The sequence below is a fragment of the Corynebacterium sp. BF-R-2 genome (assembly GCF_024586525.1).
In the GTDB taxonomy this organism is placed as follows: domain Bacteria; phylum Actinomycetota; class Actinomycetes; order Mycobacteriales; family Mycobacteriaceae; genus Corynebacterium; species Corynebacterium singulare.
Genome location: NZ_JAMFTP010000006.1, coordinates 64,816 through 90,711, shown reverse-complemented (window position 1 = coordinate 90,711; position 25,896 = coordinate 64,816). Strand labels below are relative to the sequence as shown.

23 protein-coding genes are annotated in these 25,896 nt (G+C 61.3%); 11 read left to right on the top strand and 12 right to left on the bottom strand.

All coding sequences use genetic code 11. From position 1 onward, the window contains the following. The first annotated feature begins 29 nt into the window (after positions 1 to 29). Complete coding sequence (locus M5J09_RS05430) at positions 30 to 890, top strand: A/G-specific adenine glycosylase (protein ID WP_257157230.1); 861 nt, start codon at positions 30 to 32, stop codon at positions 888 to 890. On the opposite strand, the gene M5J09_RS05425 is transcribed toward M5J09_RS05430, so the two are convergent. Both M5J09_RS05425 and M5J09_RS05420 read right to left on the bottom strand, forming a co-directional pair. Next, the gene (locus tag M5J09_RS05425; RefSeq protein ID WP_257157229.1) at positions 847 to 2,172 is read right to left on the bottom strand and encodes a threonine/serine exporter ThrE family protein; all 1,326 of its coding nucleotides are present in this window, start codon (positions 2,170 to 2,172) and stop codon (positions 847 to 849) included. The two genes, M5J09_RS05430 and M5J09_RS05425, sit on opposite strands and share 44 nt — an antisense overlap. After that, the gene (locus M5J09_RS05420; protein WP_082013969.1) at positions 2,172 to 2,342 is read right to left on the bottom strand and encodes a DUF4236 domain-containing protein; all 171 of its coding nucleotides are present in this window, start codon (positions 2,340 to 2,342) and stop codon (positions 2,172 to 2,174) included. Before M5J09_RS05420 ends, M5J09_RS05425 begins: the two co-directional genes overlap by 1 nt. Positions 2,343 to 2,403: 61 nt before the next feature. Between M5J09_RS05420 and M5J09_RS05415 the strand changes: the two genes are divergently transcribed. Continuing rightward, the gene (locus tag M5J09_RS05415) at positions 2,404 to 3,594 is read left to right on the top strand and encodes a lipase family protein (RefSeq protein WP_236683975.1); all 1,191 of its coding nucleotides are present in this window, start codon (positions 2,404 to 2,406) and stop codon (positions 3,592 to 3,594) included. Between the two features lie 123 nt (positions 3,595 to 3,717). Here the strand turns inward: M5J09_RS05415 and M5J09_RS05410 are convergent, their stop codons facing one another. Continuing rightward, on the bottom strand, positions 3,718 to 4,551 hold the full coding sequence (locus tag M5J09_RS05410) for a DUF1266 domain-containing protein (protein WP_042532330.1): 834 nt from the start codon (positions 4,549 to 4,551) through the stop codon (positions 3,718 to 3,720). A 133-nt stretch (positions 4,552 to 4,684) separates the two neighbouring features. Between M5J09_RS05410 and M5J09_RS05405 the strand changes: the two genes are divergently transcribed. The 3 genes from M5J09_RS05405 (at position 4,685) to M5J09_RS05395 (ending at position 7,079) form a co-directional block, all read left to right on the top strand. Next, a complete protein-coding gene (locus M5J09_RS05405) occupies positions 4,685 to 5,245 on the top strand; it encodes a hypothetical protein (RefSeq protein WP_042532332.1) in 561 nt (186 codons plus the stop codon). After that, on the top strand, positions 5,245 to 6,108 hold the full coding sequence (locus M5J09_RS05400; RefSeq protein ID WP_042532334.1) for a hypothetical protein: 864 nt from the start codon (positions 5,245 to 5,247) through the stop codon (positions 6,106 to 6,108). The genes M5J09_RS05405 and M5J09_RS05400 overlap by 1 nt, the downstream gene beginning before the upstream one ends. 80 nt (positions 6,109 to 6,188) lie before the next feature. Then, positions 6,189 to 7,079, top strand: coding sequence for a cation diffusion facilitator family transporter (locus tag M5J09_RS05395; protein WP_042532336.1), 891 nt, complete (start codon positions 6,189 to 6,191; stop codon positions 7,077 to 7,079). A 137-nt stretch (positions 7,080 to 7,216) separates the two neighbouring features. Here the strand turns inward: M5J09_RS05395 and M5J09_RS05390 are convergent, their stop codons facing one another. Continuing rightward, the gene (locus tag M5J09_RS05390) at positions 7,217 to 9,979 is read right to left on the bottom strand and encodes an ATP-dependent Clp protease ATP-binding subunit (protein WP_257157228.1); all 2,763 of its coding nucleotides are present in this window, start codon (positions 9,977 to 9,979) and stop codon (positions 7,217 to 7,219) included. Between the two features lie 443 nt (positions 9,980 to 10,422). On the opposite strand from M5J09_RS05390, the gene M5J09_RS05385 reads away from it, so the two are divergent. The 4 genes from M5J09_RS05385 to M5J09_RS05370 all read left to right on the top strand — a co-directional run bounded on the left by M5J09_RS05385 (position 10,423) and on the right by M5J09_RS05370 (position 14,674). After that, positions 10,423 to 11,121: a hypothetical protein gene (locus M5J09_RS05385; RefSeq protein WP_042532340.1), complete on the top strand. Its 699-nt coding sequence runs from the start codon at positions 10,423 to 10,425 to the stop codon at positions 11,119 to 11,121. A gap of 103 nt (positions 11,122 to 11,224) precedes the next feature. After that, the gene (locus M5J09_RS05380) at positions 11,225 to 11,884 is read left to right on the top strand and encodes a hypothetical protein (protein ID WP_144792247.1); all 660 of its coding nucleotides are present in this window, start codon (positions 11,225 to 11,227) and stop codon (positions 11,882 to 11,884) included. A gap of 2 nt (positions 11,885 to 11,886) precedes the next feature. Then, a complete protein-coding gene (locus tag M5J09_RS05375; RefSeq protein WP_257157227.1) occupies positions 11,887 to 13,407 on the top strand; it encodes a serine/threonine-protein kinase in 1,521 nt (506 codons plus the stop codon). 88 nt (positions 13,408 to 13,495) lie between these two features. Next, complete coding sequence (locus M5J09_RS05370) at positions 13,496 to 14,674, top strand: serine/threonine protein kinase (protein WP_257157226.1); 1,179 nt, start codon at positions 13,496 to 13,498, stop codon at positions 14,672 to 14,674. A gap of 23 nt (positions 14,675 to 14,697) precedes the next feature. Here M5J09_RS05370 and M5J09_RS05365 read toward each other — a convergent pair whose 3' ends face one another. Further along, positions 14,698 to 16,098, bottom strand: coding sequence for an MDR family MFS transporter (locus M5J09_RS05365; protein WP_257157225.1), 1,401 nt, complete (start codon positions 16,096 to 16,098; stop codon positions 14,698 to 14,700). Between the two features lie 203 nt (positions 16,099 to 16,301). Here M5J09_RS05365 and M5J09_RS05360 point away from each other — a divergent pair, with 203 nt between their 5' ends. Continuing rightward, complete coding sequence (locus M5J09_RS05360) at positions 16,302 to 16,643, top strand: hypothetical protein (protein ID WP_070537340.1); 342 nt, start codon at positions 16,302 to 16,304, stop codon at positions 16,641 to 16,643. Positions 16,644 to 16,647: 4 nt separating this feature from the next. Here the strand turns inward: M5J09_RS05360 and M5J09_RS05355 are convergent, their stop codons facing one another. Continuing rightward, positions 16,648 to 17,583, bottom strand: a complete 936-nt coding sequence (locus tag M5J09_RS05355; RefSeq protein WP_257157224.1) for a hypothetical protein — start codon at positions 17,581 to 17,583, stop codon at positions 16,648 to 16,650. A gap of 251 nt (positions 17,584 to 17,834) precedes the next feature. After that, positions 17,835 to 19,409, bottom strand: coding sequence for a lysine--tRNA ligase (gene lysS, locus M5J09_RS05350; protein ID WP_070537342.1), 1,575 nt, complete (start codon positions 19,407 to 19,409; stop codon positions 17,835 to 17,837). A 168-nt stretch (positions 19,410 to 19,577) separates the two neighbouring features. Here lysS and M5J09_RS05345 point away from each other — a divergent pair, with 168 nt between their 5' ends. Continuing rightward, entirely contained in the window at positions 19,578 to 21,680 is a 2,103-nt protein-coding gene (locus tag M5J09_RS05345) for a PhoX family phosphatase (protein WP_257157223.1), read from the top strand. A gap of 14 nt (positions 21,681 to 21,694) precedes the next feature. On the opposite strand, the gene M5J09_RS05340 is transcribed toward M5J09_RS05345, so the two are convergent. The 5 genes from M5J09_RS05340 to M5J09_RS05320 are packed head-to-tail and all read right to left on the bottom strand — an operon-like array spanning position 21,695 to position 25,896. Continuing rightward, entirely contained in the window at positions 21,695 to 22,642 is a 948-nt protein-coding gene (locus tag M5J09_RS05340; protein ID WP_257157222.1) for a 2-dehydropantoate 2-reductase, read from the bottom strand. Positions 22,643 to 22,682: 40 nt separating this feature from the next. Continuing rightward, positions 22,683 to 23,456: a pantoate--beta-alanine ligase gene (locus tag M5J09_RS05335; protein WP_257157221.1), complete on the bottom strand. Its 774-nt coding sequence runs from the start codon at positions 23,454 to 23,456 to the stop codon at positions 22,683 to 22,685. Continuing rightward, complete coding sequence (locus tag M5J09_RS05330; RefSeq protein ID WP_257157220.1) at positions 23,438 to 24,115, bottom strand: hypothetical protein; 678 nt, start codon at positions 24,113 to 24,115, stop codon at positions 23,438 to 23,440. The genes M5J09_RS05335 and M5J09_RS05330 overlap by 19 nt, the downstream gene beginning before the upstream one ends. After that, positions 24,116 to 25,417 carry a DUF456 domain-containing protein gene (locus tag M5J09_RS05325; protein WP_257157219.1) on the bottom strand — a complete coding sequence of 434 codons (1,302 nt, stop codon included), beginning with the start codon at positions 25,415 to 25,417 and terminating at the stop codon, positions 24,116 to 24,118. A 5-nt stretch (positions 25,418 to 25,422) separates the two neighbouring features. Continuing rightward, positions 25,423 to 25,896 carry a DUF3180 domain-containing protein gene (locus tag M5J09_RS05320; RefSeq protein ID WP_257157218.1) on the bottom strand — a complete coding sequence of 158 codons (474 nt, stop codon included), beginning with the start codon at positions 25,894 to 25,896 and terminating at the stop codon, positions 25,423 to 25,425.

The following is a 25,896-nucleotide window of genomic DNA, read 5'->3' as shown; positions in this document are numbered from 1 at the left end:
AGTCCCATCGCCCCTACACTGAGGTGCTTATGGATACCCAAGCTGTACTGGAGTGGTTCGACGCCGTTGAGCGCCCCCTGCCCTGGCGTGAGCCCGGAACCTCGGCGTGGGGCGTGCTGCTCAGCGAGGTCATGAGCCAGCAAACCCCGGTCGCGCGCGTGGCCCCGCAGTGGAAGGAGTGGATGGAGCGCTGGCCCACGCCTCAGGACTTGGCTGGGGCCTCCAAAGCGGAGGTCCTGCGCGCGTGGGGCAAGCTGGGCTATCCGCGGCGCGCGTTGCGGCTGTGGGAATGCGCGAAGGAGATTGGCGCGGGGGAGGTTCCGGGGGACGTCGACAAGCTCTTGGCCCTGCCGGGCATCGGTGAGTACACTGCGCGGGCCGTCGCATGTTTCCATTTTGGGCGCAATGTGCCGGTGGTGGACACCAATGTGCGGCGCGTCTATGCCCGCGCTGTGGATGGACGATTCTTGGCGCCAGCGCCGTCGAAACGCGAGTTGAAGCAGGTGGAGGCGCTTCTTCCGGAGGAGAATGGGCCGCATTTTTCGGCCGCGCTCATGGAGCTCGGCGCCTTGGTGTGCACAGCCAAGAACCCGGAGTGCGCCGCATGCCCCATCAAGGCGACCTGCGCATGGCAGCTAGCGGGCTGTCCAGAACCCAGCGAGGAAGAAGCCGCGCGGGCTAAAAAGCGCGTACAAAAGTTCACCGGTACGGACCGTCAGGTGCGAGGGCTGCTTCTCGACGTCCTCCGCGCCTCACCCACCCCCGTTCCCCAGTCCGATTTGGACGCGGTGTGGGAGGACGCGGCCCAGCGTGCCCGTGCGCTTGGCTCTCTGTTAGAAGATGGCCTTATGGAGCAGAACGAGGAGGGGCTGTTCCACCTACCGCGCTAGGGCCATGAGAAAAGTCGATGAGTCGGCCCATAGTCCAGTCGCGGTCGGTGAGCATGCGGGCGAGGACAAGGCCACAGCCAATCGCCGCGACGGCCATCGAGGCGACGGCGAGGTTATTCAGAGCCTGGTCTATGTTGCCCACATTGAGGTGATAGACGGTGCGGAACATGGCTGTCCCCGGGATCATGATGACGGATGCTGGCACCGTCGTGGTGATGCGCGGCAAGTGTGCGCTCTTGGAGGCCACCGCACCCAATAGGCCTACGATGAGGCCACCGATGAAGGCGCCCACGTAGTTGGTCGCTCCCCAACTGGTGAGGAGCAGGCGCACGATGTTGGCCACCGTGCCCACCGACGCCGCCACCAGCACCATTCGCCGCGAGGAGTTAAACAAGAAGGCGAAGCCCGAAATACCCAGGAAACTTGCCACGGCTGCGGCAACATACCACTCGGGATCAGGGCTTGGGATTCCCGGTTCTGGGGTCAGTTCCGTTGTCCAGCTCACCAGCGCCACGGTGAAAGTAGCAGCTGTAATGACGGTTAACGCATAGGCCAGGCGGGTCAAGCCTGCACCGAAATCGAAGCGTGCGAGGTCAATGAGCGCAGAGAACAGTGGGAAGCCGGGAATGAGGAACAGCACCGCAGCCACATAACCGGAGGAAAAATCGGCGGGGTTCGCGATGTCCGTGGCGGCAACCGCCTTGGTGGTGAAGAAATATACGAGGCTCGCTACCGTTCCGCCCGCCACAATGCAGCCCAGCTGGTGCACGTGTTTGTGGTGCAGTGAGGCGCGGGTCAACTGACCACAGAAGGCCGCTAGGGCGACGAGGAAAACCGCATAGACGGTGAAGTAATTGAGCACGGCAAAGGATGCACAGGCAACTGCCGCCGCGCAGGCTAGCAACCAGCGGTTCCACCGTTTGATCACGGTGGACTCGATGGCATCCAGCATTGCGCTGAGCTCTTCAGCAGTAATCCCTGAATACAGGCGGTTGTGCGTAAGGTCCTCAAGGGCCTCGATGCGTGAGGCATCGACAGCCGGGGAGTGCTGCTGAGCCACCACGGTACGAAAGTCGCGGCCGCGGTGAAAGGTACAGGTGATCTGGGTGACGCCAACGTCAGCATCGAGCCGGTCGAAGCCCAGCGCGCGGGCAGCACGTTTCATGCCGCGCAGCACACGGTAGCCCGACGTACCTGCGCCCATCAGCATCATGCCCAAACGCAGGACAACGTCAGCCTCATACCCCATCCGGATATAGTCGGTGCTGGGGCGAGAACTCATTAGCGCCAACGCCCCCGGAAGTTGAGGCCGCCGGGAAGGTTGACCCACATGCCGCCGCGGGAGTTAAACGTCACTGGACCGACTTTCGTCGACATCGAAGCACCAGAGCCAGAGACATTAATCCAGCTATTCTTGCCGGTCTTCTTCCGCTTGCGATAGTAAATTCCCATGCCGCATAGCATAGCGCGGATGCGCAGCATCGCCGTAAGGGTTACTCTCAACCTCGTGAGAATGAAATCCTTGATGGCGGTTGTGTTCACCGCCGCTAGCATCGCTATCGCCGCCCCTGCAGCCCAGGCGGCTCCACCGGGCAGCGTACACGCGGACGCTACGGAAGAGCTACCGGGCGTCACCGCAACGACGATCTCCTATGCCTCCACTCTCATGAACGGCTCCCCTACCACGGTCACCGGTATGGTTCTTGAGCCGAAGGCTCCGTGGAATGGGCCGGGTGAACGCCCCACCGTCGTGTATGCGCCAGGCACCCGCGGTGCTGGTGACCACTGCGCGCCGTCACGTGTGCGCGCCGGCACCGACGGTAGCCGCTTTGACCAGGGCTACGAGGCCGCGGCCGGGCGCGTGTACGAGTACGCCACGACCCAGGGCGTACGCGTTGTGGTTACGGATTACATCGGGCTCGGCACCCCGGGCCACCACTCCTATGTCAACAACGTTGAAGAGGCCCACGCCGTTCTTGACGCCGCCCGCGCAGGTCTCAAGCTCGCCGGCGCACCTGCCTCCGCACCTGTCGGCTTCGCCGGTTATTCCCAAGGCGGCGGCGCAGCGGCGGCCGCCGGCGAGTACGCGGCCACCTACGCCCCCGAGCTCAACGTCAAGGGCTCGTTCGCGGGCGCGCCGCCAGCAGACCTCTTCGAGGTGATGAATGCCGTCGATGGCTCTGCCCTTGTCCACGTCTTGGGCTATGCCATCAACGGTTTTGCAGCACGCAGCACAGCCTTTTCCCACGAGATCATCGACGAGTTAAACCCACGCGGCCGTGAGTTCCTCACTGATGCCGAGACCTTCTGCATCCGCGAGTCCATGTCCACCTGGGGAAATATCCGCACCAGCGAACTCACGGAAAGCGGCGAAACTTTCGCTGAACTGCTGCGCCGCAAGCCGGCGGCCTCACGCATGATGCGCGAGCAACGCTTGGGCCAACATGCACTCAACGCCCCGATGCTGGTCATGAATTCCCCCACCGATGACATCATTCCCTACCAGCAGGCACGAACCATGGCCCGCGATTTTTGTGCGGCTGGCGGCACCGTCCAGTTTGAGAATGCCCGCGCCGTCAACGTGCGTCCTGGTTCCGGCACTAACCACGCCGCGCCAACGGTTCGTTCGCTTCTGCACGGCACGAATTACCTCATCGATCGCTTCAAGGACGTCCCCGCACCAACGAACTGCCAGATTTCCTAAGCCCTAGTTCTGTAAAAGTACACGTCAATCACAAAAGGTCCCAGAACGTGAAGGCGGCTCTCGGCTCCGTTCGCGCCTCTCTCCCGCGGCTGCCACAGTCGCTCGGACAATGACAGCAGCTGGCTAATGTAGACCGTCCAAGGACGAGAAAGGCTCTTCAGCCACGATGTCATGCAAAGGCACGCGCACCCAAGGCGAATCACTGTGTGCGAGCAGCTCAGTGAGCCGTTGCGATTGGTCCTTCATCGCAGCGGCAACGTCGGGTTCACCGTCACTTGCCCAGATCATTCGCCCCCACCAGAAACTTGCGGCTACGTCAGCCCACGACACAAAGTAGCGCTGCAGGGCCGCCACGGCCTTATCTGAAATCTGAAGGAACTCTTCTGGAGAGATCCATCCCAGCTCCGTTGCCGGTCCACCGACGTTATGAATCCGGATAATGTCCCATGCGCGAGTGGTGGTGGGCAATGCTGGGGCCGCTGTCTTGGCAAAGCTTTCGGAGCGCAACATCCGTACGAGGTAACGGAACTTATGTTCTCCCCGACGCGGATCCACGCCTTGGGCAACAAAGAAGTCTTTGAGAAACTCGACCCTTTCCTCAATTGCTGCAGCAAGTTCCTGCTCTGGAACATCCTTCACGGCGTATGCGAGCGGTAAAATAAGGTCATTTTCCACGTGCTGACTGCCTTCGAGCAAGACGTCAATAGCCTGGTGCGCTTCCTGTGCACCAGTGACCCCCCAGTTTTCCTCGAGAGATGCTTTGTAGTACTTGGCCGCCCTTGCGTTGATGTCCTCAACCCCTAGCGGGGTCGCAAACGCCTTATTGCTCTTGTACGTCATTCCCCAAGAGTGGCGGCGCACTTCATCTTTGCTCGGCGCCGGTTCCGGCCACGGGAACTTTGTAAGGCGGTAGATCCAAGTATCATCAAACTTTGCTGGCGTGAACGTTGAGCTCATACCCTCACAAAGTACCGAGCTTCCTAACGTGGTTCCGCGGCACCCCGTCCCTCACCCCAATATTGGGGAGTGACTAGCGTCATATGACGTCACACACAGTCATCTTTTTTGATGTGTTGTTAGTCTCGTGTGCATGACAGGACCCCAAATTGCATTGACAGACCGGCCAGATCTCGGCGCTGCACTTAAACGTGCTGGCGATTCCGAGATTGTGCACGCTGCCGCCGTAGCCGTCGTAGAAGGCCTTGGTGTCGACGAGATTGTGCTGGAAGCCGCCGCTACGAAAGCAAGTGGGGTGGATGGCGCCGCGTTTATCACCAACCGCAGGATCCTCGTGACCGCCAACAAAAAGGATCCCTCTCATTTTGAGTTCCTAGAGCTCGACAACCTCGGTAACGTCATCGTTCTGCCCTACAAGGGTGGCTGGGCCCTCGTAGCTCAACTCTATAACACGTACAAAGTATGGAGCGGGTTCACGGAAAAGGCCGCGCAACGCATGCGCTTTGCCGCTCAATGGGCTCTGACCGCGGGCCGTGAAGCACGGACGGAGGCCTCGCGCGCGGTGTCATCGGAGGAACTTTTTCAACGATGGAAAGACAATAAGCACCGCATCAAGCACACCAGCTTGGAAGAGCATGTTGAGTCGATGCGTTCCCTGTATTCCGATATTGATCCACGGTGGTGGACTGAATAATGAGCCGACTTGCATACCCGGGTTCGCCCGACCACTTTAACGGGGTAGAAGACACCTCACACATCGAAGAGGGCCAGTTAATTGCGGATGATGGCTACCGCCATTTCATTAAGCATGGCTCTCTATTAGACCCAGGCGCGGCTTCGCAAAATACATCGGGCACCGCCTCACCCTCGTCGAACCCCACCGCGGGAACCACAGGCACCCACTCCAATGACTCAAAGCAAGGCCTCAGTGTAAAGAAGCAGCTGTTGCTCCTTCCGCTCGTGATCGCGGTCATCGTGGTGGTAGCGATTGGGTACGTGGCAGCAAAGGACGCCCTCTTTGGTGACAAATCTGAGGATTCAGCCGCTCCTGCGCAGCCCGCCGCTGAAGCACCTGCCGATTCTGGGGCTGCCAACGGTGACACCGCCGACACGGCCGGTGGCGATACTGCTGGCGACGCTCAAAGCGACCTCACCTCCGCCGACCAAGCACCCGAGCCGATTGCTGACTTCGTGCGTGCCTGCATGGATTATGAAGTTGTGTTCAGCTACTACGGCGCGGATAACTCCCCTGCCCCAGAAGCGAAGGGCACCAACTGTTCCGTAGATACTACGAAAGCACCTGAGGTTGGTTACGTAGTCTTCACCGATGACCCAGCCGCCACCGCCGCTGTCCGTGACGGTAAGCCCGTCTTGGACGCCGCTGAAATTTCAGCAGAATCAACGCGCGGTTCCACATTCAAGGCACAGCGATTGGAAGCCATCTTCACTGTTCAGGAAATCCTCCCTGAGGATAAGGGAATCGTTGAGTACATGATCAAGAGTGATGACCCTGAGGTGGCAAAGAAATCACTGGTAGACCTCGGCGTGGCCAAGTAGGGCTAGAACGCGCGCTTTTACCAGCCGCCATCCTTTTTCATTTTCTTGTCAATAAGCATCAGTGGCGATAGGCTGAGTGCATGGCACACGAGCACCACGATCACGATCACTCCAGCACGCCGCTGCGCGCGCTCCTCATTGCGCTCAGCATTACCGGCACCGTCTTCTTCGCGGAGCTCATCGGCGGCTGGTTGGCGGGCTCAATGGCGTTGATGGCGGATGCTATGCACATGCTTTCTGACGCCGCTGGATTAATCATTGCGGTACTAGCGGTGTTGGTGGGGCGCCGCCACGCATCAGCCCAGGCCACCTACGGCTACCGGCGGGTGGAGGTGCTGGCGGCGCTGGCGAACGCGGTAATGGTGCTGGTGATCTCGGTGTGGATTGTCGTCGAGGCGGTTCGCCGACTGCAGAGCCCGGCCGAAGTACAGGGAAAAACGATGCTGATCATCGCGGTGATCGGCCTGGTGGCGAATGCTCTATCGGCGTGGGTGCTGCACCGCCACCGCGAATCCTCGATCAACGTGGAGGGCGCGTTCTTACACGTGCTGGTCGATATGCTCGGCTCGGTGGCAGTGATCGTGGCGGGCATCGTGGTGCTGACCACCGGGTTCGTGGCTGCGGACGTGATCGCCTCGCTGGTCATTGCGGCGATGGTGCTGCCGCGCGCATGGCAACTCATGCGGCTGTCGGCGAGCGTGCTGCTCGAGCAGGTTCCGGCGGGCTTCGACGCCAGCGCGATCGAGCCCGCGCTGCGGCAGGTCGAGGGCGTTGCCGACATCCACGACCTACACCTGTGGAGCCTGGATGGCGTAAGCGTGCTCACGACCGTGCACATCGTGCGTGACGGCACCGTCGACACCGGCCCACTGTTGGACGCCGCCCAGCACGCCCTGCGCGAACTTGGAATCGAGCACTCCACCATCCAGATTGAGCACCCGGAGCACGAATCTCACGAGACGGTGTGCTGATTCAGTTCTAGTAGTGGACTGGGGGCGTGCCGCTCCGTGAAGGTCACGCACAGCAAGCCCCGAACCGCACGTGGTTTCACACGCATGCGGTTCGGGGCTAGTCCTCATGGGCCCAGTGGCTGGGCCGGAGTCAGCGCTTAGAGCGGCTGGCCAGCACCGGCGCCTGCCGGCGGCGGGTTGCCGTCATCGCCATCATCGTTGTGGGACTCGTCAGCGGAATCGCTGCCAGACTCCCCGAGGACATCCGGGCTGATGGTATCCGGCTCATCCGAGGAGGCTTCCTCATCAGCCTCACGCACGACGGTGTCCTCCAGGTCCTCGAGCTCCTCATCGAAGGTGCCTTCCGGCAGCGGACGCGGGCGCGGGGTGAAGGTGAACGTCGCCGCAGAGTTGTCCTTGGACTCGCCGTCCCAGCCCTCAACGTCCACGGTGATGATTTCACCGGCACCGATTTCGCCGTAGAGGATCTTCTCAGAGAGCTGATCCTCAATCTCGCGCTGAATGGTGCGGCGCAGCGGACGTGCACCGAGGACTGGGTCGAAGCCACGCTTGGCCAGCAGATCCTTAGCCTTCTGCGTGAGCTCGATTCCCATGTCACGGTCAGACAGCTGCTTTTCCACACGGCCGATGAGCAGCTCAACCATCTCCACAATCTGCTCCTGAGTGAGCTGGTGGAAGACCACGATCTCATCGATACGGTTGAGGAACTCAGGACGGAAGTGCTTCTTCAGCTCATCGTTAACCTTGTTCTTCATGCGCTCGTACTGCGCATCCGAATCGGTCTCGGAAGAGCCACTAAAGCCCAAGCCCACGGCCTTCGAAATGTCCTGGGTACCCAGGTTCGAGGTGAAGATAAGCACCGTGTTCTTGAAGTCCACGTTGCGGCCCTGACCATCGGTCAGGCGGCCATCCTCAAGGACCTGCAGAAGGGTGTTGTAAATCTCCTTGTGGGCCTTCTCAATCTCGTCGAACAGGACGACGGAGAACGGCTTACGGCGGACCTTCTCAGTCAGCTGACCGCCCTCTTCATAGCCAACGTATCCCGGAGGAGCACCGAAGAGACGGGAGGCGGTGAAGCGATCATGGAACTCACCCATATCGATCTGGATGAGGTCATCATCCGAACCGAAGAGGAAGTTAGCCAGAGACTTCGACAGCTCCGTCTTACCCACACCGGACGGGCCGGCAAAGATGAAGGAACCAGACGGGCGGCGCGGATCCTTCAAACCTGCACGGGTGCGGCGGATAGCGCGGGATACGGCCTTGACGGCCTCGTCCTGACCAATGATGCGCTTGTGCAGCTCTTCCTCCATGTTGAGGAGGCGGTTGGATTCCTTCTCGGTGAGTTTGAGCACCGGGATGCCGGTCCAGTGTGCCAGGACCTCAGCGATCTGCTCTTCACCAACCTCGGCGATTTCCTCAAGGTCACCGGAGCGCCACTGCTTTTCCTTCTCCGCGCGCTCTTCGCCGAGCTTGCGTTCCTGATCGCGAAGGCCAGCGGCCTTCTCGAAGTCCTGAGCGTCGATCGCGGCTTCCTTTTCCTTGCGGACCTCAGCAATGCGGTCATCGACCTCACGCAGACCCTCAGGAGCAGTCATGCGCTTAATACGCATGCGGGCACCGGCCTCATCGAGGAGGTCCACGGCCTTGTCCGGCAGGAAGCGATCGTTGATGTAGCGGTCCGACAAGGATGCCGCTGCCTTGAGGGCTTCATCAGTGTAGGAGACGCGGTGATGTGCCTCGTACTTATCGCGCAGGCCCTTGAGGATCAGGATGGTGTCATCGAGGGAAGGTTCATCAACCTTGACCGGCTGGAAACGGCGCTCGAGGGCGGCATCCTTCTCAATGTGCTTGCGGTACTCATCCAGGGTGGTGGCACCGATGGTCTGCAGCTCACCGCGGGCAAGCTTCGGCTTCAACAGCGAAGCGGCATCGATAGCGCCCTCGGCAGCACCAGCACCCACGAGGGTGTGGATCTCATCGATGAAGAGGATGATGTCTCCGCGCTGGTTGATCTCCTTGAGCACCTTCTTCAGGCGCTCCTCAAAGTCACCTCGGTAGCGGGAGCCGGCGACGAGGGAACCCAGGTCAAGCGAGTACAGCTGCTTGTCCTTGAGGGTCTCCGGGACCTTGCCATTAACAATGTCGAGAGCCAAGCCCTCAACCACGGCGGTCTTACCCACACCAGGCTCACCGATGAGCACCGGGTTGTTCTTGGTGCGACGGGAAAGCACCTGCATGATGCGCTCAATCTCGGAATCACGGCCGACCACCGGGTCCAGCTTGCCATCCTTGGCAGCCTGGGTGAGATTGCGACCGAACTGGTCCAGAACCAGCGAATTGGAACGCTCGCCGGAGCCACCAGAACCACCGCGGCCACCCTGTCCAGCGCCAGCACCAGCACCGGCTCCCACCGGGCCGGGGCCGCCCTGGGACTGGCCACCGCCTTCGCCTTCACCACCCTCATAACCGGAGAGCAGCTGGATAACCTGCTGACGCACGCGCGGCAGGTCAGCGCCCAGCTTGGTCAGGACCTGGGCGGCCACGCCATCGCCCTCACGGATGAGGCCGAGAAGCAGGAACTCGGTGCCAATGTACTTGTGCCCCATCTGCAGACCCTCACGCAAGGAGAGCTCAAGGACCTTCTTGGCGCGCGGGGTAAACGGGATGTGACCAGTGTGCGGCTGGGAACCCTGGCCGATGATCTCTTCCACCTCACGGCGGACGTCCTCCAGCGAGATGCCCATGGACTCCAGGGCCTTGGCAGCAACGCCCTCACCCTCATGGATAAGCCCCAGGAGGATGTGCTCGGTGCCGATGTAATTGTGGTTGAGCATGCGTGCTTCTTCCTGCGCCAACACGATGACGCGGCGAGCACGGTCAGTAAACCTCTCGAACATGACCTCTTACCTTTCGCTGTTAATGTGTCATCCACTCTAACGCGCGGGGCCGACACTCCATTCACGATTTTCGGCAACATCCCACCCCAACCCTCATTTTCCCAGCTCACGGCACTGTACGCCGGTAGCGAACAGGAGTGAAAGGGCATCGCCTCACAGAGAGGCCTTCCGGGGGATTTCTCCCTAGAGCTAGGAGAATCGCCCGCGAGCTTGCTACTATCGTCGATGCTGGTTCGGGAAGCGGTGTGGAGCTTGTTTCCCGTTCCTCTTTCCTTATCACTCACGCCCTATCACTCACGGCGTCGCCCCTTTCCCTCGACCGAGTCTTCACCGTTTGTTTCTTTTCGCATAAGGAACTCTCTCGTGGACGTCTGCGACGCCTCCCACTCAGTGCAGTAAACTACAGTCCTAGTTATCACTGTTCACACGTGAAGGGAGGAGCCATGCCACAGCCTCAGCCACAGCCGCAGCACGGCTCCTTGCTTGTCGACGATTTGATTGGCCACTCGCAGCTTCTTACTGTCAGCGAGTCCGCCACACTGGGCCGCCAAGGCGATATCCTGCTCGCCTCCGATGACCCAGCTATGCACCGCACGTTCTTGCAGGTGTGGTCCAACGGCTCACAGTGGTTCCTGAAAAACGTTGGCAGTTTCATCGCCGCCACCATTCAACCGCCGGCTGCCTGCGGTTATGGCCGCACGGTGCTGAGCCCGGGCAGTATAGAGGTGTTGCATCCGGGCACCTCCACGGTGTACTTCTCCACCGCAACGATGAGCTATGAGTGCGAGCTCACCGTGATGCAGCCGCTGCGCAGCCCAGAACCCAGCCTGCCGCCGGATGGCCCGTTCACCACGCATGTCTTCGAACCCAATGAGGAGCAGTGCCTCCTTCTGAAGGCTTTAGCCCAGCCTCTCGTGGACAACCCAGCGGCCGAGCCACGCGTTGTCGTGGGAACCCAGCGCGAACTGGCTGAGGCTCTCGAGTGGACAGAGAAAAAGGTCGAGCGCAAAATTCAAACATTGGCTGAAACCTTGCAGAAGCTCGGCGTTCCCCAGTTCCAGCCGGGGCAGAAGATTTCGTGGCGCATCGTGTTGGCCCAGTTTGCTGCGGCCCACCCCCAGTATTATGCACACCTTTCATAACAATTCATCTCTATCTTCTTAATTACGCCCTAGCCCCCTGTATGGGGCTGATACTCTTTGTCTGATTCTATTTTCCTCGACTCTGCAAGGATTTATCCGCCCTATGCTCGCCTCGTTCTCCCTGCGCGCTCTCGCCGCACTGGGTCTCGCGCTCATCACGCTCTCTGCGTGCTCGGCGAGCAAGGACGCTGCTGAGGACGCTCCGAAATTCACGGTGAATGGCACCACGCAACGTTCAGAGGCGGTGCTGACGGTGGCGGGGGAGGCGTCGGAAAGCGCAGAGCCTACCGGGCTCCACCTGCGCCAAGACAATGGTTCCTACCTCATCACCCCCAAGACACCCGGCCCAGGGCCCGTGGACGAAATCGTTGCGAACTACTCCGAACTGGAAGAGTTCGGCTACCGCTCGCTGCGCGCGGAGGTGGACAACACCGGATACGACGGCGCGGTGAGCGGTTCAGCGCCGACCGGCGTGCTGCAGTGGGCAGTCGGCGGTGTCTTCGTGCTCAACGCACAGGCAATGAATCTCAGCAATAATGAAGCAGACTTGGAAAACAACGCCGAATGGCACGTTGCTCTCCTTGACAGCGAGGGACACAACCACCTCGATGAGTCCACGCAAAGCACATTGAGCTGCAATTTCGGCGTATGCACCTTGGCCGCTTCCCTGCTGGAGCCGGGAGAATTCACCGCGGAGATCACCATCCGCCAGGCCGGCTATGAGCCTTTCATCATCCGCCAGCCCATCATCGTGGCGGCCTAGACATGAACTCGCAGCCCACAGCCTCCGGCCTGCCTCTGGACCTTGAGCCTGAACTCACCGCCAAAGGTTATTCGCAGTTTCATCAAATCGGTGCGGGCGGAATGGGCACCATTGTTTTTGCCCGCAAGGAGAGCCTTGACCGTGAGGTGGCCATCAAAGTCATTGCCCAGCACGCCGCCGGGGATGATGAGGAAGTAGGGCGGTTCATGTCGGAGATGCGCACCGTTGCGGCGCTGGACCATCCGGCCATCGTGCCGATTTATGATGGCGATGTCACCCCCGGCGGCGTGCCCTACTTCGTCATGAAGTTCCTGCGTGGCCCCAGTTTGGAAGCGCACATTAACCGCCGCATTATGGAAGGCTCCAAGTTCACGGTGGAGCAGACAGTGCGGCTGCTGACCCCTATTGCGCAGGCCCTCGATTATTTGGCACAGCTGCCCTCCCCGGTCATTCACCGCGATATTAAGCCCGCCAACATCATCGCGGATGATTGCGAGGAGCCCGGCGATGTCATGCTTGCGGATTTCGGCATCGCCATTAATGAGGACACCACCCGCATGACCCGGGAGGGCCTTCGGGTAGGCACGGACGCCTACATGGCGCCGGAGCTCTACCCCACGCAGCTGGCCCAGTCACCCCCGCAGCCCACCGCAGCAAGTGACCGCTATTCGCTCGCGCTCATTGCGTTGGAAATGCTCACCTTGGTTAACCTGCGCCGCACCACGAGCCCGCAACAGTGGGCGCATAGCCGCGTCATTCCGGACTTGACTCCGGACAACCTTGCGCCAAGTGACGGGCCCCTCGCACCCAGCCTCAACTCCTTCTTCGCCACCGCGCTGCACCCCGAGCCACAGAAGCGTTTTGCCAGCTCCACCGAGATGCTCGACGCTCTCGCCACCGTGGCAGGAACCGCCGAACTCGCGCCATCACAGGAGAATGCTCCAGCCCCTCACGAAGTCACCGTGCCGGGCTCCGCGGATACGCCGCCTGCTATCGATCCTTCGAAAGACGTTGCCTCCCCCGCCCCGGATGCTCGCGACGAGTCTCCTCGCTGGTCTCTACGCCGCAACCACATCATCCTCGCTGCGGTCCTGGCCGGAGTGCTCATGGTCCTTAGCGTGGTCGGTAGCCTCGCACTGCGCGGCGCCGGGTGGGACGCCGAAGAAGACGTCCTCGCTCGAGAATTCCCCCTCATCTTCCCCGAGAATCCCGGCCGTGCACCTTGGCGCAACCTCGACTGCTACTCCGCCGAGCCTGAGGCCGGCCAGCGCGCCCGCATCATCTGTGAGAGCGAGGACCTCACTCTTGTCGGCGCTGACTTTGGCACCGAGGACGACCGCGACACCATTGTGCCGGGGACCGTGGAGGAACTCACCAGCGAAGCCTGCACCGTCACCTCCGCCGAAATCCCCGGGCAGCCCGGAACGTGGGGCGTGTACCCCACCGGGGTGTCCGCACGCTTCGCCTTCGTCATCGCAGGCGCGAATGCCAAGGAAGACCGCCTCAGTCTCCCCCTCTGCTAAATGACGTGCTTGGGGGCGACGTGATAGGAGGCGGTGTCCCTTAAACTGATGACCAGTCCACCTCAACGCCAAAGGAATCTCTCCCACCGTGACCACGCTTCCCGAGTTTTTTACATCCCAGCACCAGCTTCGTGAACTAGCCATCCTGGACCAGGGTGCTGGTTCCACGCTCTTCCTCGTTGAGGATCCCTCCAAGGAGCAACTGCTCGTGGAGATCTTCTCTCCCGAGCACCGAGGGGTGCTGCGTAAGGCCAGCGTGGCCGGTCAGCTTGAGCACAGCGCCATCGCGCCCATCGTGGGTACGGGCACGATGAACAATGGGCAGGAATTTTTCGTGCGCCGCTGTCTGCCGGGCGAGCTGCTGGCGGATTTCACCGGCTCTGGGGTTGGTGCACGCCACCTCTCCCGGGAGGAGGCCCTGGCCATCTTCGCGCCGCTGGCGGACGCCGTGGACTTCCTCATCCACCGCAACCGTGCTGCTTATGCCCTGCGGGCGCTGAACCCGCGGCGCATCATTCTGACGGATCACCGCTCCACTGCTTTCTTCGCCACGGTCGGCCCGGCGGGTGCGCAGGAAAGCTCGCGGACGACCGCGGAGGAGGTCATCGCGCGTTGTGCCCAGCTGCTGTCTGCCGCCTACCCAGCCTTCCGCGCCGATGCGGCCTACCCTACTGCCACGGCCATCGTTGAGGCCCTGCGCACCCACAACGCCGCACCTCAGCAGGATATCGCGCAGCCTATAGCCCAACCTGCACCCGAACCAGTACAGCAGGTGGTCCCGCACTCTGATACGCCGCAGAAGAAGTCCTCCCCCACGCTCCTCCTCGGCCTCGGCGCTGGTGCTGCCGCCTTGGTCATCATCGCAGGCCTCGCGTGGTTCTTCACGGGCCGCGCCGCGTGGTCCGAGGAGGAGCAAGCGCTTGTCGACGCCCACCCGGCCCTCCTCAGCCCTCGCCCTGGTGGCAGCGGCGTTGAAGACACAACGTGCGAATCGCGCGAACCGGAAGAATCCCAGACCGCCAAAATCACCTGCTCGGGCGACGGGGTGACGTATTCGGTAGCAGGCTACGCCGGTACCGCTGAGCGCGATGCGGCCGGCCCTGCGCAGGGCGCACAGGAGCTCTCCAACGGGCGTTGCTCCGTCCACAGCTATGACGTGTCGGACGAGGAGCCGTTGTTCTACATGGCTGCTGAGGACTCCGCCGCAGCCGTCCTCGTGTGGGGTGAGGACGCCGAAGAGGCGCGACTGCGCCTGCCTATCTGTTAGTCACGCGCAATCAATTCACGCGGTTAATCCACGCGCTTGAGCAGCGGGGACAGCACCGCAATTGCGATACCTGCGATCCCAGCGAAGAGGAAGGCCCAGTGCGTTCCCTGGGCTGTGGCAGCGGCGGCATTCATTCCGGCTTCCGCGCCCGCAACCGTGCCGCGAGTAAGGAAGACCACGAGGAAGGCCGTGCCCATCGCACCGGCTAATTGCTGGAAGGTGTTCATGATGGCCGAACCGTGCGAGTAGAGTTTCTCCGGCAGCGAGGACAACGCGGTCGTCATAAGCGGGGTCATCATCAGGCACATGCCCAGGGAAAAGAGCACGTGCATGCCCACGACCATCCACAGCGTTGAGGACTCTCCCAACGTCGCCATGAGCCAGAGGCTCACCACCATGAACAGCGAGCCTGGAATCGTGAGCGGACGCGGTCCATAGGAGTCAAAGACCCGGCCCACAATCGGCGACAAAAAGGCCTGAATGATGCCACCTGGCATGACCGCAAGCCCGGTGGCGAACGCCGTGGCTCCCAGCGTGGTCTGCAGGTATATCGGCAGGACGGTGACCATACCGAGCATGAGGCCGAAGGAAATAAGCAGGATGATAACGGCCAGCGTGAAGTTGCGGATCCGGAAGGGACGCAGATCCATAAGCGCACGGTCATCGAGTGAGAGACGCTGCTGGCGCCGAATAAACACGATGAGCGCCACAACGCCCACAAGGCTTATGAGGATCTCGGTCCATGCGCCACCCGTGAGCATCTTCTCAATCGACGACAGACCGTAAACCAGGCCGCCGAAGGCAAAGGCCGACAAGACCACTGAAAACCCATCGAGCGGCACGTCCCGGCTCTCCCCTACGTTGGTGAGGCGCCACAGGCCTGCCAGCAGGATGAGCGCCATGAGGGGAACCATGGCCCAGAAGATGACATGCCAGGTAAAGCGGTTAAGAATCGCGCCACCGACCGTGGGCCCCAGCGCTGGCGCCACCGAGATCACAACGGAGATAATTCCCATCACTGTGCCGCGGCGCTGCGCCGGCACCAGGGTCATGGCCACGGTCATGAGCGTGGGAATCATGAGCGCGGTACCACCCGCCTGAAGCACACGGCCACCTAACAGGATGAGGAAATTCGGTGCCAGCGCCGCCACCACCGTTCCGGCGAGGAAAAGTCCCGTCGAGACCAAGAAAATCTGGCGTGTGCTGAGCCTTTCGATGAGGAAACCGGTCGTAGGAATCACCACAGCCATGGTCAGCATAAAGCCGGTGAGCAGCCACTGTGCGCTGGTGGCGGGGATGCCGAAGTCTGCCATGATCGTTGGCAACGCCACCGACAGTGACGTCTCATTGAGAATCATGACCATGGCACCCAAAACGAGGATGCTGAGATTAATGATGACCTTGGCGGGGATCTCGGCGGACATGCGGCCAGCAACACCTTTCCACAAACACGAAGCTCGCCAGAGCGGCGAGCATGCAGGAGAGCCAGCGTACTCCTCACCGTGCAGCGTTTCCACACGAGGAGTTAAACCTATGCTTCGGGTGACACTCCCCAACATCCCAGCGGGCAGTACGGAGGAGATGGCAGGGTAGGCACTATCGTGCCCGCTAGAGAAAGGCCCATCGGATGCAGCGGGAGCTCCTCCTCACCAGCCCTGCCGGCGACAGTACGGTCGTGCGTCCAGGCGAGCAGCTCGTGGCGGGCCGTGCGGGCGACTTTCCTCTCGCTCCCGATGATGCCGCCATGCACCGCCATTTCCTCCGCTTCTGGCAGCAGGAGGACAATTGGATGGTGAGCAACGTGGGCAGCTTCCTCGCGGCGGAGCTCTCGTCACCGTGTATCCGCACCCATGGGCCAATTCGGCTCGTTCCGCACAGCACCGCCGCCATCCCTGAAGGCACCTCGATGCTGTGCTTTACGACGCCCAGTGGTTCCTACGAACTCACGGTGACGCGCAGCCAGTTTTAGTTGTTTAACTCCGCGCTGAGATTAGTTCGCGCGCATTCGAATCGAGGACTACGACCGAACCGGCATCCTCAATGCTGCAGTGCAGCCAGCGGTATTCTGGCTTGTCGGGCCAGCCGGAATCCGCGTTATACGAGCAGCTGAAGTCGTCTTCCATGAGGTAACCGCGGCTGCCGCCTTCCATCGGTGCGAAATCATAATTCTTGTAGTAATCAACAACTTCCATCGCCCTCTTACAGTCCGTACCGTGCTCTTGTGCATAGACGTACTCGCCATTGCCTACATCACCACAGATGGTTCCGGTGATAGAGCGACCTGCCGAATCCGGCTCCGGTGGAAACGTATCCGAGTAATACTGGCCCTGGTCCTTAACCGTGAAGTAATGACCGTCCATCTTCACCGTGAACTCATCGGCGCTCGTGGCTTCAAAGGTCACACCACTCATGGTGACTGTGCTACCCACCTCAAGCGTTGTGGGAGCAGCGTTATCACCGCCCAGCGTCATGGTGGGATAGAAGCCTTTGTCTTCATCGAAGTTGACGGCGTTGGACAGCCAGCCTGGCTGGCCGGTTGCTGGGTACAAAGGCGGATCAGCAAACAGAACGTTACACCCGAGCATTCCCCCAGCTTCAGTAACCGTGCAGGCAACGCGGTCATCCGGACTACTGATTCCATAGACTTTTGAGGTCGCATGACCCAGGTTGGTCGCAATGAACGCTTCTTTGTCTCGCTCCTGCAGCCCTGGGTCTTCTTTCTCTTTTTCCTGAGAGGTCGTCGGTGACGGACTCTCCTCCGACGACTCAGTGGCGTCGGAGGACGGGGAGGCTGCAGTGGAGGTCTGGTGGAATTGGGGCTCATCGCTGGCAGTGTCGTCAGGAGAAGAGCAGGACGCCGCCGTGCAGGCGATCATCGCAATGGAGAGGATAGGGAGAAACTTCTTCATACCTGAATCGTTCCACGATTCCGGCCTCCATGCAGCACATCGACGCATTTTCCCTGTCCTGGGCTGCCGGGATGTACATACCTGACAAATCAGGTCTGACAACCGGCGGCTGCTGTGAGGTCTTCGTTGATCGGAACAAATATAGCCCCAGACTCTCACCACATGAAGCACCCGAAACCACAGGCCGTGGGCATGAGAAATCCCGCGCAGCCAGGATGGCGGCGTGCGCGGGCTGTGTTGATCGAGTGGGTTTAGGCTTCCGGCTTCACAATCGGGAAGAGAACGGTCTCACGGATACCCAGGCCGGTCAGGGCCATGAGCAGACGGTCAACGCCCATGCCGGTGCCGGCCGTCGGCGGCATGCCCTGCTCCATGGCGGCGAGGAAGTCCTCATCCAAAACCATGGCTTCCTCATCGCCACCGGCCGCCAGGCGAGCCTGATCCTCGAAGCGCTCGCGCTGGATGACCGGGTCAACCAACTCTGAGTAGCCGGTGGCCAGCTCGAAGCCACGGACGTAGAGGTCCCACTTCTCAGTCACGCCCGGCTCAGAGCGGTGTTGACGGGTCAGCGGGGAGGTTTCAACCGGGAAGTTCTTCACAAAGATCGGGCCTTCGAGCTGGTCCTCGCAGAGAACCTCCCAAATTTCCTCAACCAGCTTGCCGTGGCCCCAGCCACCGTTCTTCGGAACGTCGAGACCAATGACGTCTGCGATGCCCTTAAGCGTGTCCACATCGGTATCGATGGTGACCTCAGGCTGGCCCGGGAACTTGCGCTGCAGAGCCTCATTGAGGGAGGGGTACATCTCAATCTCCGGCCACTCTTCGCCGCCGAAGTCGTACTCAGTGCCGTCGGCCAAGGTGACGGTGGTGGATCCAAAGACGGCGCGAGCAACGGCCTGGATGGACTCGCGGGTGGTGCGAGCACAGTCGTTGTAATCGCCCCATGCCGCGTAGGTCTCCAGCATGGCGAACTCCGGGGAGTGCGAACGGTCGACGCCCTCGTTGCGGAAGTTGCGGTTGATCTCAAAAACGCGGTCGATGCCGCCGACAACGGCGCGCTTGAGGAACAGCTCCGGTGCGATGCGCAAGTACAAGTCAATGTCCAGAGCATTGGAGTGCGTCACAAACGGGCGGGCAGCGGCACCACCGTGGATGGTCTGCAGCATCGGGGTTTCGATCTCCACGAAGCCTTCGCCTTCCAGGTAATTACGCAGGGCACGCATAACCTTCACGCGGGTCATGGCGTTCTTGCGAGCTTCCTCTCGCACAATGAGATCGTTGTAGCGCTGGCGAACGCGCGTTTCCTCGTTCATGTCCGCGAAAGACACCGGCAGAGGGCGCAGGGACTTAGCAGCCATGGTCCACTGCGATGCCATGACCGAAAGCTCGCCGCGGCGAGACGCAATGACGCGTCCGCGCACGGAGATGAAGTCACCCAAGTCAACATCGGACTTCCAGGCAGCAAGGCGCTCCTCACCAACCTCAGCCAGGGAGAGCATCGCCTGCACCTGAGTGCCATCTCCGTCCTGCAAAGTGGCAAAGCACAGCTTGCCGGTGTTGCGCATAAAGATTAGGCGGCCAGCGATGGCAACCTCAACGTCGGTCTCCTCGCCAGCATTGAGATAGGTCACGCCTTCGGCACCGGCGGGTTCTTCGCCTTCGGCAACCACCTGGTACTTCTCACGTAGCTCCTTCATGGAGATCGTGCGGTCAACGGTCACCGGGTAGGCATCGGTGCCGGACTCCAGTAAACGGGCACGCTTTTCGCGGCGAATGCGCAGCTGCTCTGGGACGTCGTTAACTTCAGTATTCTTCTTCTCGCTCACGAATGTCTAGGGTAGCCGATCCCCGCAAGGGGGCGCGATCCTGGTTCATCGAGAGTTCACCCAATGGTCATACGAGGTCAAGCAAACAGCCACCTTTACAGGATTAACTCAGGACGTCCGACGCGACATCTCTGCGCATCTCAATATTTACGACCTCTGGAGCACACCATGGCACTGCAAGGCCGCAACCTTTTGACCAACATGTTCACTTCTTCTCGTTCCTCCCTTACCTGCACCTACAAGTGCGGTAACGCTTGCTTCGGTGAGTGCGAGAACACCTCCGACAACCCGTACTTCGGTGACCAGTTCTCCCGCCGTACCGCACTGCGTGCCGGTGGCCTTGCCGTCGTAGCCGTTGGCGGCTCCTCTGCTCTGGCTGCATGTGCTGCACCGGGTGAAGAAGATTCCGCTGCTGCTGGCAGCAGCACCGCTGGCAAGACCTCCGAGGTCAAGGAGTCCGAAATCAAGCTGACCTCTGCCGAAGGCATGCACTTCGAGAAGGTCGAGCCGAACGAGAAGGATGAAGTTGTCATCCCGAAGGGCTACGAGCAGTCCGTTCTTATCGCTTGGGGCGACCCGGTTATCGAGGGCGCACCGGAGTTCGACGTCAACAATCAGACCGCTGCTGACGCTGAGAAGCAGTTCGGCTTCAACAATGACTTCGCTGGTCTTATCGAGCACCCGAATGACAAGAACCGCCTCATCTACATGTGCTCCCACGAGTACACCACCGAGCCGATGATGTTCCCAGATTATGACCCGGAGAACCCGACCGAAGAGCAGGTCAAGATTGGTTGGGCTGGCCACGGCCACACCATCCTCGAGGTTTCCAAGGTAGGTGACACCGGTGAGCTCAAGCGCGAGTTCGGCCCGCTCAACCGTCGCATTACCGCCACCACCCCGTTTACCTTGGTTGGTCCGGCGAAGGGCTCTGACTTTGTCAAGACCTCCGCTGACCAGAAGGGCGAGAAGGTCCTCGGCACCCTCAACAACTGCTCCGGTGGCGTGACTCCGTGGAACACCATGCTGTCCGGCGAGGAGAACTTCGACCAGTACTTCGCTGGTGGCGACGTCAAGGATGAGAAGGCTGCTGAGTCCCTCAAGCGTTTCGGCATCAAGGAAGGACCGTCTGAGCGTAAGTGGGAAAAGTACGATGACCGCTTCGACGTCACCAAGGAGCCGAACGAGCCGAACCGCTTCGGCTGGCTGGTAGAGATCAACCCGCTGGATCCGGAGTCCACCCCGGTCAAGCACACCGCTGTGGGCCGCTACAAGCACGAGGCCGGCAACATCCACATCACCAAGGACGGCACCGTGGTGTGCTACTCCGGTGATGACTCCCGCTTCGAGTACATCTACAAGTTCGTCTCCTCCAAGAAGTACAAGGAAGGCGATCTGAAGCACAACATGTCCATTCTGGACCACGGCACCCTGTACGTGGCCAAGATGGAAGGCAACTCTCCGGAGAAGGAGATCGACGGCTCCGGTGTCCTGCCGGAGGACGGCGCTTTCGACGGTTCCGGTGAGTGGGTCAAGCTGCTGACCTCCGACACCGAAAACAACAAGTTCGATTCCCACGTTGATGGCATGTCCGCTGAGGAAGTTGCTGTCTTCACCCGTGAGGCTGCCGACAAGGTTGGCGCCACCAAGATGGACCGTCCAGAAGACGTTGAGGTCAGCCCGGCCAACGACAAGGTCTACGTTGCTCTGACCAACAACAAGTACCGTGGTGCTACTGGTGAGAACGCCAAGAAGAACCAGGAAGACCCGATGGAGTACGCTCCGGTCAAGGAGAACAAGAACGGCCTCGTCATGGAGATCGAGGACGACCACGCCGGTGAGAAGTTCACCTGGAACCTCCTGCTGGTCTGCGGTGACCCGAAGGAAGCCAACACCTACTTCGGTGGTTTCGACAAGGAGAAGGTCTCCCCGATTTCCTGCCCGGATAACCTGGCCTTCGATAGCCATGGCAACCTGTGGATTTCCACTGACGGCAACGCGCTGGACTCCAATGATGGTCTGTACGCCGTAACCGTTGATGGCGAAACCCGCGGCGAGCTCAAGTGCTTCCTCACCGTCCCGGCGGGCGCAGAGACCTGTGGCCCGATCGTTGATGATGACCGCGTCATGGTCAACGTTCAGCACCCGGGTGAGGCCGATGACGCCACCTTCGAGAAGGCCACCTCGCACTGGCCTGACGGTGGCAACTCCACCCCGCGTCCGGCCGTCGTTGTGGTCTGGAAGAAGGACGGCAAGATCGGTTCTAAGTAAAGAACCCGCTCGTCTTAGGACGAGCGCAGCTGGGCTTCGAGCACATCCTGCGCGAAGTCCCACAACGGGGTTGTGACCCCAGCCTTGGCGCCCATGCGTCGTATTGCTCCGACCTGGGCGTCAAGTTCATTTGGTAGGCCTTCTTTGATGTCGCGCTGCATCGACGACGTATTGTCCGGGTGCTGCTGGCGAGCGAACTCCATAGTTTGCTGCACGACGTCCTCTGGCAGCTCCACGCCCATGCCACGGCCAGCCGCCTCGACTTCCTTCATGAAGGCCTCCAGCTGCCCGGGGATTTCTTGGCAGAGATACCCAATCGGTTTATCCACCAAGGCACCCAAGGTACCGGTGGAGGTCACGAACATGGCTTTCGACCAGACGTCGACAAGCGCTGCGTCGTGGAATTTACTGGAGGCACCTGCTTCCTTCAGCGCCGCCGCCAGCTCCTGGCCAGTGTCACGCAGCGACTCCGGCGCCTCCGCACTCAGCGGCCCAAAGGCCAGAGATAGTGGCCCTGGATTGCGCTTGATCCGGGCCGGACCCAAGCGGGTGGCGTACACGCGTGCCACACCAGCAAGAATATTCTCTTCCCCGAACTCCTCGGCCGCCAAATACGGAATCTCCACCGAGTTGTGTGTAGTCACCACCGGGATACCCTGCAGGGCCTGCCGATCCTCAGCGCTGCCAAAGGTCTCGTTACCCGGCAGCGCCTTCGACGCGATAATCGCCACGTCTAGTCCACCCAAGAGCTCCTTGACCTCGGCAAAGGTGCGCGCGGCTGGGACTTTAATGACCTCGGTGGTGGTGGGCTCTGCGTGGGCGTCGACGAGCGTCACGCCCGTCTCCTCCAGCACCCGCAAGGTCTCACCACGAGCAACGAAGGCGACATCGTGGCCCGCTGCTTTCAGTTTTCCGCCAAAGTATCCACCGATGGCACCGGCTCCCAAAATTCCAATCTTCATGCCTTACAACCTAGCCGGTTGTAACGCACACCACAGGTTTTTATCCGCGCTGCTCCAGATTGCGGAACCCAATCCCCAACGGCACGCCCGCGTTATCGATGAGCCGCACACCACCAACGGTGGCGGCAATAAAGAGGCGGGCATCGCCCTCTGCAGGTGCCTCACCCAGGTCTCGTCCGCGCAGCTCCACGTACTCGGGCTCCACGCCGGCGGCGGTGAGCACCTCGTGGGCCACGCGGACAACGTCCTCGGCCCCAGACTCCGCCGCGTACGCACCGGCGGTCAGTGCCGCGGACAAGGCGCTGGCTTGCTCACGTGCTTCGGGTGCGACGTCAGCGTTGCGCAGGCTCATCACCACGCCATCTGGCATGCGCACCGAGGGCACGCCCTGTACACGCGCACCAATATTGAGGTCAGTAAAAGCCTGCTGGGTAGCCACGAGCAGCTCGTAATCCTTCTCCCCCATGAACACATCACTGGGACCCAAAGCACAGGTCAGCGCTACAATGCGGGTCAGCTCGGCGCTCACGTCTTCCATGCCGTGATCGGGTGCAATCACCCGCGTGCGCTGGCTCTGCTTGCCATAGCGCCACACCACGTCGACACTGTCGAGAGCGGTAATGTCCGTACCGTCGTCAACGACGACGACAACCACGCCACCGCGTACGCGCTGTGCGGCCTTCACGAGGGCTAGGTGCCCGGCATGAATGTCGCGCCCCAAAGGCACGAGCACCACGCGCTTGCCCGTCTTGCGGTAGGCGCTGCCGACCATGCGGATGCGCTCGATGTCCTCCACTAGGAGTTGTTCTGCCACGGCGCTTCCTTTCCTAGTGCCCACAGTTCCAGTTCTTCAATCTTCTCCTGCTCGCCCACCATGCGGGCAACGTCACGGTAGTTGCGCGCCATACCGAGTTCCACGGCGGCGGGATAGGCCGCAATGATGTCGCCGGCATCAAGATCAAAGGCGCTATGCCCGAAGTCTTCGATGACCTTTGCCTTAATCGATGCCCAGGCACAGAGCGCACCGAGCATCTCCGCGTAGTACAACCGCGCCGCGCGTTCGGCGCGCTGTTCCTCTGGCACCGTTTCTGCAGTCTGGTGAATTTCCGAGAGCAGCAGCCCAATGACGGTCTCTGCAACTTCATCGAGGGCGCCCACCGCATAGGAGTCACCCAGGGGAGCTGCGGCAATCGTCAGGCACCCGCGCGTTTCCAGATCATCGAGCGCCTCCACACCAGCCAGCAATGAGGTGTGGATAACAATCTGCCTGGGCCGCACGTGCTTGGCGACGTCCCTGACCGCCCCCTCCAGCTCCCTCGCCGTCGCGGCGAGAATCAGCGCATCGAAGCGGTAGAGCTGGGTGGGGTCCTCGAGGCGTTCGATGGTATGGTCCGCCCACTCCAAACGTCGCGCGAAATTAAGGCCAGCCCGGGAGTTACCCCAGACCGCCACCCGCATGCGTGGTGCCTGCATTTACTTCTTGTCGCCCGTGTTCTGCTGCTCCTCACGGCGCTTGCTGCGCGCCATGAGCTCAGCAACGGAGACCGCGCCTTCCCGCTTCTCATCACTGCGGCGGCGGCCGCGGCTGCTCGATTCCGCCAGCTGACTCTGTTGCGCGGGCGCTTCCGGCTTGCGGTGGCGGTGGTGCTGTTGTGCGAGGCCCGCATCCTCCTTGATGTGCTGTGTACCTGCGGCACCCTGGTTCCAGCGCACAGCCTGGAAGCTATCGGTCTTGAACTCCGGTGCCTTCTGCTGTGGCTGAGGTACCGCATTCGGCTGGGGCTTGGGCTGTGGTTTCGGCTGGGGCTGCTGCGGCGGCTTCTGCTCGGTACGCGCCTGTGGCTTGTCGGCCTTGGGCTGCGAGTGCGGGGCAGCCTGCGGTTTCGGTTGCGGTTTCGGCTGCGGCTCGCCCACGGGACGGAAAGCCGGGGGACGCCCCTGAGAGGGGTGCGGTGCACCGAAGGAAGACGGGGCCGGGCGGGTGTCCTGCTGGCCGGCCGGCTTCGCGGCAGGCTGCTCGGCTGGCTTCGGAGTGGGTTTCGGAGCGGGCTTCGCGGCTGGTTTCGGAGCAGGCTGCTGAGCATTGCTTCGCGCGTTATCCGCCAGCAGGTTGTCCAGCGGGTTGCTCACTGGGTGGGTGGGCTGGGAGCCGAGGCGGCCCGCGACGGCGTCGGCAGACGGCGCGCCGCCAGACTTCTGTGTGAAGTTCACCTGAGATGCATCGCCGCGCTCGTCTACACCGGCGCCACCAGCCTTGCGCTCCAACTCCTGGATGCGGCGAGCCTCCGCATACAGGGCTGCGGGCTCGTAGACCCACTCGCGGCCTGAGATCTCCTCAATCTGGGTGCGGATGGCTTCGAGCTCAGAGCGGATTTCTGCGAGAACCTCGCTGTTATCAGCGGTGGCAGAACCAGAGGCTGTCAGCGTGGAGGCGGTATGGGCGCGCTCGACCGCCAGAAGCTCCGTGGCCTCCTGGGCCTGGCGGCGGTAGCGCACCACGAGGAAGAAGCCCACGACTGCCGCCCAGAGAGAGGCAAGCAAGGCGATCTTCAGAGCATTCGCCGAACCCGAAATCAGCATGATCAGGCTGGCAATGACCGCAAGGATGACCAAAACGATAAGACCAATCGACCCAGCATCCGTCTTCGATTCGGTCTGGGATGACGTCGCCGGCGTGGGCGGCTGAGAGTCCGGCTGCGCAGAAAACTGGGACGTCGGGCGATTATCCGGGGCCGGCTCGTGCGGGGGCTCGGGGGAATGCTGCGGGCTCGTCATGCCCACTAACTTACCGCCTGTGCACCGTCAGTTGGAGGTGGCACCTCGCAGTGTCGCTCCAACACCACTCCGGCAACGCACATCGCCGCACCACCCAATGCAGAGCTCACCACCCCAGCCAGGTCACCGGCCGCCGCAACGAGCTCGCCGGCGCGCGGCACCACATAGACCGCCATTCCCGCGTAGGCTCCGCCCACAATCGCGCCGGTCCACGCGGAGGCTTTGCCCACGAGCAGGAACTGCGCAATGGTCATGGGGTTAAGCTGCGAGTTATCCAGTCCGATGCCGTGATCATCGTCCTTGGCGCTGCGTACCTTGAGGGTCAATAGCACGCACACCACCGCCATGGCCCACAAGGAAATCGAGACGGTGGCTGGAATGGCCAGCATGGAGCCATAAAAGCGGGTCGTGAGGATGGCGGCGGCTGCGGCCACGAACAGGGCCGTACCGACGAGCGCGCTTATCGACGTCCTCGTCAT